The sequence below is a fragment of the Levilactobacillus koreensis JCM 16448 genome, assembly GCF_001435525.1.
GTDB classification, from domain to species: Bacteria; Bacillota; Bacilli; order Lactobacillales; family Lactobacillaceae; genus Levilactobacillus; species Levilactobacillus koreensis.
On record NZ_AZDP01000102.1, the window covers coordinates 101,935 to 110,767 of the forward strand.

The 8,833-nt window shown below is 50.4% G+C and carries 11 protein-coding genes and 1 tRNA gene; 5 read left to right on the top strand and 7 right to left on the bottom strand.

Annotation, left to right across the window (positions count from 1 at the left end; genetic code table 11):
* Positions 1–106: 106 nt before the first annotated feature.
* A tRNA-Arg gene (locus tag FC99_RS09155) sits at positions 107–180 on the bottom strand.
* Positions 181–322: 142 nt separating this feature from the next.
* Here FC99_RS09155 and FC99_RS09160 point away from each other — a divergent pair.
* Both FC99_RS09160 and FC99_RS14000 read left to right on the top strand, forming a co-directional pair.
* On the top strand, positions 323–631 hold the full coding sequence (locus FC99_RS09160) for a hypothetical protein (RefSeq protein ID WP_048734891.1): 309 nt from the start codon (positions 323–325) through the stop codon (positions 629–631).
* A 246-nt stretch (positions 632–877) separates the two neighbouring features.
* Complete coding sequence (locus FC99_RS14000) at positions 878–1,027, top strand: hypothetical protein (protein ID WP_164480529.1); 150 nt, start codon at positions 878–880, stop codon at positions 1,025–1,027.
* 112 nt (positions 1,028–1,139) lie between these two features.
* Here FC99_RS14000 and FC99_RS09165 read toward each other — a convergent pair whose 3' ends face one another.
* From FC99_RS09165 to mutY, 4 genes are all read right to left on the bottom strand, one after another.
* Entirely contained in the window at positions 1,140–1,343 is a 204-nt protein-coding gene (locus FC99_RS09165) for a cold-shock protein (protein WP_011668621.1), read from the bottom strand.
* A gap of 190 nt (positions 1,344–1,533) precedes the next feature.
* Positions 1,534–2,145 carry an alpha/beta hydrolase gene (locus tag FC99_RS09170; RefSeq protein WP_235805903.1) on the bottom strand — a complete coding sequence of 204 codons (612 nt, stop codon included), beginning with the start codon at positions 2,143–2,145 and terminating at the stop codon, positions 1,534–1,536.
* Positions 2,146–2,162: 17 nt separating this feature from the next.
* Entirely contained in the window at positions 2,163–2,483 is a 321-nt protein-coding gene (locus tag FC99_RS09175; protein WP_048734883.1) for a hypothetical protein, read from the bottom strand.
* Positions 2,484–2,556: 73 nt separating this feature from the next.
* Positions 2,557–3,696: an A/G-specific adenine glycosylase gene (gene mutY / locus FC99_RS09180; RefSeq protein ID WP_048734881.1), complete on the bottom strand. Its 1,140-nt coding sequence runs from the start codon at positions 3,694–3,696 to the stop codon at positions 2,557–2,559.
* A gap of 238 nt (positions 3,697–3,934) precedes the next feature.
* Between mutY and FC99_RS09185 the strand changes: the two genes are divergently transcribed.
* Complete coding sequence (locus FC99_RS09185; RefSeq protein ID WP_082153243.1) at positions 3,935–5,614, top strand: peptide ABC transporter substrate-binding protein; 1,680 nt, start codon at positions 3,935–3,937, stop codon at positions 5,612–5,614.
* 255 nt (positions 5,615–5,869) lie between these two features.
* On the opposite strand, the gene FC99_RS09190 is transcribed toward FC99_RS09185, so the two are convergent.
* The gene (locus FC99_RS09190; protein WP_048734878.1) at positions 5,870–6,181 is read right to left on the bottom strand and encodes a DUF7671 family protein; all 312 of its coding nucleotides are present in this window, start codon (positions 6,179–6,181) and stop codon (positions 5,870–5,872) included.
* Positions 6,171–7,217, bottom strand: a complete 1,047-nt coding sequence (locus FC99_RS09195; RefSeq protein WP_048734876.1) for a lipoate--protein ligase — start codon at positions 7,215–7,217, stop codon at positions 6,171–6,173. The genes FC99_RS09190 and FC99_RS09195 overlap by 11 nt, the downstream gene beginning before the upstream one ends.
* Before the next feature lie 203 nt (positions 7,218–7,420).
* On the opposite strand from FC99_RS09195, the gene FC99_RS09200 reads away from it, so the two are divergent.
* Positions 7,421–7,804, top strand: a complete 384-nt coding sequence (locus tag FC99_RS09200) for a glycine cleavage system H family protein (RefSeq protein WP_048734874.1) — start codon at positions 7,421–7,423, stop codon at positions 7,802–7,804.
* A 222-nt stretch (positions 7,805–8,026) separates the two neighbouring features.
* Positions 8,027–8,551: a helix-turn-helix transcriptional regulator gene (locus FC99_RS09205; RefSeq protein WP_053083553.1), complete on the top strand. Its 525-nt coding sequence runs from the start codon at positions 8,027–8,029 to the stop codon at positions 8,549–8,551.
* Positions 8,552–8,833: the final 282 nt, after the last annotated feature.

Consider the following 8,833-nt stretch of genomic DNA (forward strand, 5'->3'; position numbering starts at 1 on the left):
TAATACTGGGGCGAGACAGGTATTTCATCTTTCAACCTTTAGTTTGCCGAATAAAAAGGCTAGGATTCTTCACCCTAGCGCTTGCACGTTTACCCAATTCAATTGATGTCGCAAGAGAGATTCGAACCCTCGACCTACGGTTTAGAAGACCGTTGCTCTATCCAGCTGAGCTATTGCGACCTAATGTGGTCTGATAACCAACAACCTCTTAATTATAGAGAAGCCAATGCGCCGTGTCAATTCCAGATATTGTGGGAGTGGTTAGTTGACGCACACCCCTACTTTCAGCTAGAGTTGGGCTAAACCACAGGGGGTGTTCCGCATGACTTACATTCATATTGGCGCCGAAGTCGTCGTTTTCTTCGCAGCAATTACGTTGATCTACTATTTTTTTCAAATTACGCAGGCTCTGGGCGAACGAAAACAAAATATCAAATACCTAATCATCGCAGCCGTTGTCCTCTTTATTGCCTACCCGATCTCTAATCTTTCTGGCAAGGCGACCGTCAGTCCCACCAATCAAGTCTCTGATCAGGTCCGGAAAATCCAGAAAAAACACCAGGAAAAACAAGAATCAGCGAAGAAAGTATCTTCCAAGCAACAGGAAAGTTCCTCGACCAAGAACAAATAATTCTGATCAACAATTCAGCACTTATCCTCGCCAAATGACGTTCAGTTGCCTAACTTCAACACCAATACTGCCGCTCAGCAATCAAGTCTAATATTTAAGCACTTTCACCCTTTAGCGCATCAACCTATCAACCACCAAATGTTACGATACTCTGAAGAAATCAATTTTTTCAGGCAGAAGGCTTGCAATATTCCTGTAACATTAAGATAATATAACTGTAACCTAAAGTTGATGGGGGGAATTTCTATGCATGCTGTTATTGCTATTTTATTCATTATTGTGATTGCCGCACTGGGCCAATTGTACCTGAACAACCGGGCTGCTTTTCGTCAAAAGAGCAAGCATCTCGCCAATCGCGACAAATTCCACAACGATTCTGATCGTCGGTTAAGCTAGTCTATCTCTATCTCAGCGCTCGGATGCGACCGAACGCTTTTTTTATTTAGAGGCACAAAAAAACCACCGACACACCGTCGATGGTTTTTTAAACTCGATTTAGGCTAATAAATTAGTCAACAACCGAAACGTTAGCAGCTTGTGGGCCACGGTCGCCTTGTTCTACATCAAGGGATACGTGTTGGCCTTCTTCAAGAGTCTTGAAGCCTTCACTGTTGATAGCAGAGAAGTGAACGAAAACGTCTGAGCCGTTTTCCAAAGTGATGAAGCCGTAACCTTTATCAGCGTTGAACCATTTAACAGTACCTTGTTCCATAAGAATGAAACCTCCGTGCGCATAGCGCAATATATTTGCATTTGAAAGCTGGGGTAAAAAGGAGCCATTCTTAAAGAACGTCGAGCCTTTAAAACTTCCGAACCATAAATACATTAACCATAGGATAACAGGTATTTCCGATAATAGCAAATGGAAAGTACCAAAAAGTCTATGAGTTTTTAAATATCAGTCAATAATTTTCTGCTAACCAGTTGTGAGCAGCCATGACTTCCTGCGGGGTCAATTGGTGGGTCCCACCGGTCACTTCTACCGTAGTCGTCATCCCCGCTCGTTCGCAGTCTGCCGCCACTTGTTGGACCGTTGCTACCTGCACCAATGGGTCGTGCTGACCGGCCGATAACCAGACCCGATAACCGGGTCGATCAACGGCCATTGGCGTGGCCACTCGGAGTGGATGAAATAAAATTGCCGCTTGTCCTGGAAGCAATCCCATTTGCACGCCATAAGCAGCCATCGCGGCCCCATTCGAATAACCAACCACAATTAAATCGTCACTTGACCACCGATGCTGCTGACAGACTTGTTCGACCGTCATGCCCAACCAAGCCGCTTCCTGTGAAATTTGCTCGGGATTCGCCGTTTGGCTGGCCGTCTGTTGGAAATACTGCCGTTGGGCGCCAACGCCAATGCGGCCAGCAATCGTGATCAGCGGACTTTGTGGGGCTAGCCGGCGACCAAACGTCAACATTTCTTCATTCGTGCCGCCCGTCCCTTGCAATAATAGCAACGGTGGCGCCGTATTGGCTCCGGGTGCTGTCTCGACTAAATCCGACCCATCCACGACCATCCCTCCTCAATTTAACGGTGTACGATCAATTCAATTTGACCCTTTTGTGGCGCAAAGTTTAAGCCGTAACAGTCTTCCGTCAGAATTTTCGCGTATTCCGCCAACACATCCGCTGGTAACGGCGTGTGAGTGCGTAAATGTTCTATTAGTTCAGTTGCTGAACTGATATCTTTCAACGTCACAAACAATAGTGCATTATTAATTAAATCATGGAGTAAATCTGTTAATAGGCCGTTGGGCTTCCCAACTGGATCCGTCACCACAACCTGATGGCTCTCGACTTCTTGGTGATTGACCGAAATAAACTTCAAAACATCAAAAACTGTTTGCACGATTCGTCACTCCCTCATCAAACCGGTTTGTCTTAATTAATTAGATAATACTGCAATTTGGAGGCCACGGAAACTAATTCACCCCAAACACATCTGGATGGCCCTGTTTTTCGTAGCGTGCCATGATTTTTTCCTGCACCTTGGGCAAGGGTAAGTCCGCAATTTGTTCAGCCAACACCCATTTACCTGGGTAAAAAGTCAGCGGTGGCGTTTCCACTAACGTTGCCGTTAACAATTTGATCTGCCAGCGTTGGTGGGTATACGTGTGGCTAACCGGTTGGCCGCCCACCGGGGACAACTTCACCGGCACCTGGTATTCGGTGGCCCAGCGGTGCTCTAAGGTGGCAATATCGGCATCCAGACCGGCTGGCTCAGTTGCATCTTCCGCTTGTAGGTCAGCCTGCGTGACTAGTGGAAAGGTCCAGTACCCCGACAACATTTCCTGAGTCGTCCGTTGTGTGAGCAAATATCCCGCCGGTGACTGGACGATAATCGCGTAGTACGGCATTAATTTGGGCCGCGGTTTCTTCGTCTTTACCGGAAAATCGAGCACCCGGTCGGCCTTAAATGACGCGTCAAAATCTTTGACTGGTGAATGCGCCGTATCCGGATTCTTGCTGGTCATGTAGCTCGACCCTAAGTCCATGATGGCCTGATTGAACGCACCCGGTCGGTCAGGATCAACGATGGGTTGGATAATTCGCTTAAATAATTGCCGCGTCTGTGGCTTGGCAATGTCGTCTTCAATCATCAACAGTCGACTAAAGACGCGAAAGGCATTGCCGTCGACTGCCGGAACGACCTCACCAAAGGCAATACTGGCAATGGCACAAGAGGTGTAAGGCCCAATGCCAGTCAAATCGGCTAATCCGGCCGCCGTTTCCGGCCACTTGCCATGATAATCCTGAACCACCTGCTGAGCCGCCCGCTGCAAATTACGGGCCCGCGAGTAGTAGCCCAATCCCTGCCAGGCCTTCAACAACGTCTCCTGATCAGCCGCGGCCAGATCATCGACCGTTGGAAAAGTGGCCATAAAATTTTGGTAGTACGGGATCACCGTGTTAACCTGCGTCTGTTGTAACATGACCTCACTGACCCACACGTGATACGGGTCTTGATCTCGCCGCCAGGGCAAGTCACGTCCTTCGCGGTCATACCACGCCAAAAGAGTCTGGCGAAACGCTTGAATCGTAGTTGCTGACCAGTGTTCCATAATCGTCTTCCGTCCCTTCGCATCGCTAATTGTTCCTATTCTAGCTAAATTTAGGGGTTGGAACAAGTATCGGAGCGGATTGTAGTGAATTGTCCGCCTGCTATGAAGAACGCCTCCAACCAAAAGGACAGGCTTCCGGCTCGACACAGCAGACAGAATCCCTGGCAGTCGGTGTGCGACCGTTTTACACGAACTAAAGCTTGACGAGACCCGTTTGCTCCCCTATCATCAGGAAAGAATGACAACTAACGGAGTGAATAAATTGAAGCACTGGGGAACATTTTTAATAGGCCTGCTACTATGTATCGGGCTGACTGGGTGCACCGTGGTCCAAGAAACGGTGTCGCCTAGCGATAGCAAAGGGGTTATGACGAAAAATCAGGTACTTAACCTGTCCACGTCACATCCCCTCACCACCCTAGATACCGACAAGATGAGCCAGTTTGGTCGGCTCAACAATACAATTGAGGGTCTCTTTTCAGCGACCGGTGATGGTCAAACTGAACTCGCCCTTGCCAAGAAGGTCACGCTCAACCAGGCGCGCACGACCTATACGTTTACGCTCTGGAAGGATTCCTACTGGAGCAACGGTGACCTCATCACCGCCAAGGATTTCGTTTACTCCTGGCAACGGGCCCTCGCCCCACAGACCAAGGCACCGGATGCTGATCTTTTTGTCGGCATTCACAACGCCCGCAAGATTCTCGATGGTCGGCTGCCGGCCACACAACTTGGGGTGAGCGCCCCCAGCAAATTTAAATTAGTCGTCCGTCTCGACCATCCCATGGCGGAACTCCCGCAACGATTGACTTATCCGTTATTCGGCCCACAAAATGAACGCATCGCCAGAAAATTTGGCAAGCGCTACGGAACCCAGCCACAATATCAGGTTTACGCGGGTCCGTTTATGGTCGCAACGACTGGCAACACCAAGACTCACTGGCACATGGTCCCCAATCCCCACTACTGGGACCGCGACCACGTCTACCTCAGTCGCATCAACGTCAACGTTTACCGTAGTCCTAAAAAGTCCTGGCACGCCTATCAAAGTGGCAAGCTAGACGAAGTTCGGCTCTGGTCGCAGTCTAATATGAAATCCTACGAAAAACAGGCCGCTTACACTGCCCGGCCTTACTCTAAAATGGTCTTGCTCGCCTACCGTCAAAATGGGCCGAAAGTGATAATCAACCAGTTACTCCAGCAAAAGGCCGCCCGCCTCGCTATCTCCCATGCTGTCGACCGTGAAAAACTGGCCCAGGCCTCCTATGGGAACACCTCATTACCAGCACAGGGAATCGTTCCAGCAGGGCTCAGCCGTGGGCAACGAGGGACCGCTGATTTCGCGGCAGCCCAACCTAACCAGAAAACACTGACCTATCAACCTCAACTCGCCAAAAAGGAATGGCAATCGGCGCTGAAGGCAATGGGGACTAAACACGTCACGCTGTCCGTGAGCTATCTGAATGCCATCAATAGCGAAAAACTCGCTAAGAAGTTACAGCAGCAGCTTGAAACGACCCTTCCTGGCTTAACCATTACCCTTAAGCACCGCAGTTGGGTGATCGACGAACAGACCGGCCCGCTTGAGGCTGACCTGACCATTCTCACTCAGCGGGCACAATACGCCGACCCACTAGCCATGCTGGCGCTGTATACCAGTTCAAGCACCGCTAACCTGGGACACTGGTCGAATCCAACCTACGACGAACTGATTGCCGAGGCCAGCAATGCCCCCTCATTCAACAGTCACCGCTGGCAAACCTTGTTGAAGGCCGATGGTGTGCTCATGACACAACAGGGCGTCACACCGCTCCTACAGCCCGCCAGCACCTACCTAATCAATCCCAAGCTCAACGGCGTGCAGTACAACACCGTGGGAACGCAGTCAAACTTTAAAGAAGCTTACTTCGTTAAATAACTATCAGAAAAGGCGGTTAATGCCTTTTCTCCCACGTTTCAACTATATTCGTCCGGAGCGCAAAATAAGAGTGGGACGAAAGGCGGTTAGTCAATGAGCATTAACATCGATAGACGAATAATCCCGGTTTTGGATTGTTTGTCTATCGGGGTTAAGCGGAGTTGACTGCCTTTTGTCGCACGTTTCGACCATATACGTTTGGAGCGCAAAAATGGGTCTGGGACAAAGTCCCAGACCCATTAAATTTGTCATCCATTACGGTAACTTCTTAACGGCAGTCTGTACGAGCTCCTCGCCCACAAACTCACTGGTCAAGCGTTGCATCGGCGTGAAATCATGCCGGTCCTTGTAGGCCACCGGATAAGCGGCAACGACGGCTACTTTTAGGCTGTTCTCCGTCAAGAAGATCTGACCGAGGCCCTTGTACTTGCCCTTGCTGTGGCGACCCGTACGCCAGGAATGAAGCTTAAAATCACCATCCGGCTCTCGCTTGATCTCATACTGGCCGGACGCTTTGGCCGCCACCGGCACGCCAATGTATTGGTTCACATCATACTTAGCCTTCATGTGGCGCCTCCGCTGTCAATGCCGTGACAATGGGATTAACGGCAGCGTTACCTAAGATATCCAGCACATCAGGTTGGCTCAGCACGGCCGTCACCGCGGCTGGCGTGGCGTCAATACCGGTCAATTTTTCGGCAACCGCGTGCAACCGTTCCGGCGTTGCGACAGTGCCAAACAATGCAACAGTCTTAAACTTATCCGCGTGAACCGTAAAGTTCAAATGGAGTTGTCCCGTTGGCAGTAGCACCGCCCGATACTCCCGGAAGCCCGGATTGGCACCATAATTCCATTCATCGGTCCGGTACTTTTCACTGAGTCGCTGGTCAATGACCGACCAGTCGTGCTCGGACAAGTGATACGTCTCAATCTGATCAAGGCGGTCGACCTCAAAGATGTGGCAGAGCAAGGCCTCCTTGAATTCCTGGATGTCTAAATTCTGATATTCGGGGGCGAGATACTGCCGGAGATTCGTGATGGGCACCCGGTTCGAGGCGACTCCTCGATGGGGGCGATCACCGGCTGGCAGCAACGCTTGGTGGGCAGCGTCGACGTTTAAATCGTACATGATTGTTCCGCCAGCAGCGTAGCCGTCACCATTTTTAAACATGGTCATCCCGGAAAACTTCTTGCCATCGACCACCAGGGCACTCTTATTGCTGATGCCTGGTGAATCCACACCCATCGCCGCTAGTGCCCGGAGAATTGGTTCGGCAAAAACGGTATAGTCGCCAAATTTAGACCCGTCTTGCGGATCGCCATTTACGATGTGCTCAAAGATCAGATTCCGCTCATCATGGTAAACGGCACCACCCCCGGACGTCCGTCGAACCAACTGAACATCATGCTTGGCGAGATAGTGAAAATCCACCTCGGCCGTCACGCTCTGGTTGATTCCGACAATGACGGCCGGCTGATTCACATACATCATTAACCCGTGGCCCGGAAGCTTCAGGTCGTTGACCAAGTAGTTGTCGATCGACTGGTTCACAATGGCATCCGTGACGACCTTACCTTGACGATTCGTATCAATTAAAAACATGCTGAATTCTCCCTTCGTTCTCCCCCGATTAAGTGCTTACATTTTAGCATAGACACCGACCGGCAACAACTAACGCCGATTCGTGAAGCAGGCAACAAGCGTCTTATTGTCAGCGGTTGCAAGCAAAGGGTATACTAAAGGGTAAACACTATGGCTAGTCGCCAAATGGACTGGCTGTTAACGACACTAGGGAGGAATTTATCATGACCGAACACCCACAATCATTTTGGCAACGCCTTTTAAGTTGGTTCCACCACGACAGTCAGCCCGCAACACCGGCAATCACCGTAAAGGATGGGGTCTGGTTACAGATGCGTGCTCAAGGGCATTACCGCATGGGGCTCTCCAGCGATGCCCTAGAACAGATCGGCGACATCAGTTTTGCTGACCTCCCCATCATGACCGACGACGTTCTCGCTGCCGGCGACGATATTCTGGAAGTTGAAAGCGACAAAGCCGTTGAAAATTTCAAGACGCCTTACGCCGGTACCGTGGTTAAGGTGAACGAAGACCTCGTCGCCGACCCGGCCACCATCAACCAGAATAAGCAACCGGACAACTGGATTTTGGAGCTTCAGGTCGCTTAGAAAATATACGCTGGGCTATGGTTAGCTAGCGCATGTTGCCACAATATAATTTTAAGTAGAAAGCTAGGGTTGCGATACTTGTCGTGGCCCTTTTTTGACCGAAAAATTTCAGCCGCTTAACCCGGGTTATACTCAACTTCCCATCCGCGCAACTAAACGGTTCGTGCAGCCGTCGCCTAAGTTTGCTAGGATTGAGGCAACTGTTAATTGGAGGCTGGATTTATGGAAATCGGGGAACAGATCAAAATACAACGGGAACGTCAACACTGGTCACAGCAGGAGTTGGCCGATCGTCTAAATATCTCGCGTCAATCAATTTCAAAATGGGAACGTGGCACCGCCCTCCCCAGCTTTGCCAACGTCGTCACCCTCAGTCAGCTCTTTCAATTGACCATCGACGACTTGATTCGCGAAGACACGCATATGATGAATCGACTGGAGCGTCCGGTCGATGGACCACTCACCTTGATCCTACTGAGTAGTTGGGGTCTGGCCATTGTCGGCGCCATGATCTCCCTCAGCCTGGGAATTAGTCTAACCACCTTCGTCAATGCCACGCAATCGCTTATCCTGATTGGCGTCCTTGGTCTACTTGGCTTAGTCTACTGGAACCAGCTTCACCAACGTCCGTCCCTGTCTCGGTGGGTGATTGCTCTCGCCATTCTCACACTGACTCTGTTGCTCGTCCCGCAGGTAGATAGCCTATTTATGGGCTTTCTGGACGGGCTACGAGAACAGGCGCACTAGTTCAGTCCGACGACTATCAATAATCACCAGATTACCCAAAAATCATCCAAACAAAAGCGCCGATATGATCTGATTTTTTCAGACCATATCGGCGCTTTTTGATTGTCATCTAAAGTTTGAAAGTTCCAAGTTTTCCGACTGTTGTCGTGGTAAGGCACAGTCAGAGCCGGAGGAGGACAGGGATGCAGCCAGCCGTGGAGGTGGTGTTAGCTGGCGCTTCTGAAGTGCCAGCTTACAGCACGGGCGACTTTGGAGACACGCGATCTTCGTGGCTTCAAAGCG

What these genes read in the sequence shown, in the direction of transcription:
- mutY (WP_048734881.1), bottom strand. Translation starts at nt 3,696, where the DNA reads ATGGAACACTGGTCAGCAACTACGATTCAAGCGTTTCGCCAGACTCTT.
- FC99_RS09185 (WP_082153243.1), top strand. Translation starts at nt 3,935, where the DNA reads ATGACAACTAACGGAGTGAATAAATTGAAGCACTGGGGAACATTTTTA.
- FC99_RS09205 (WP_053083553.1), top strand. Translation starts at nt 8,027, where the DNA reads ATGGAAATCGGGGAACAGATCAAAATACAACGGGAACGTCAACACTGG.
- FC99_RS09200 (WP_048734874.1), top strand. Translation starts at nt 7,421, where the DNA reads ATGACCGAACACCCACAATCATTTTGGCAACGCCTTTTAAGTTGGTTC.
- FC99_RS09160 (WP_048734891.1), top strand. Translation starts at nt 323, where the DNA reads ATGACTTACATTCATATTGGCGCCGAAGTCGTCGTTTTCTTCGCAGCA.
- FC99_RS09190 (WP_048734878.1), bottom strand. Translation starts at nt 6,181, where the DNA reads ATGAAGGCTAAGTATGATGTGAACCAATACATTGGCGTGCCGGTGGCG.
- FC99_RS14000 (WP_164480529.1), top strand. Translation starts at nt 878, where the DNA reads ATGCATGCTGTTATTGCTATTTTATTCATTATTGTGATTGCCGCACTG.
- FC99_RS09165 (WP_011668621.1), bottom strand. Translation starts at nt 1,343, where the DNA reads ATGGAACAAGGTACTGTTAAATGGTTCAACGCTGATAAAGGTTACGGC.
- FC99_RS09195 (WP_048734876.1), bottom strand. Translation starts at nt 7,217, where the DNA reads ATGTTTTTAATTGATACGAATCGTCAAGGTAAGGTCGTCACGGATGCC.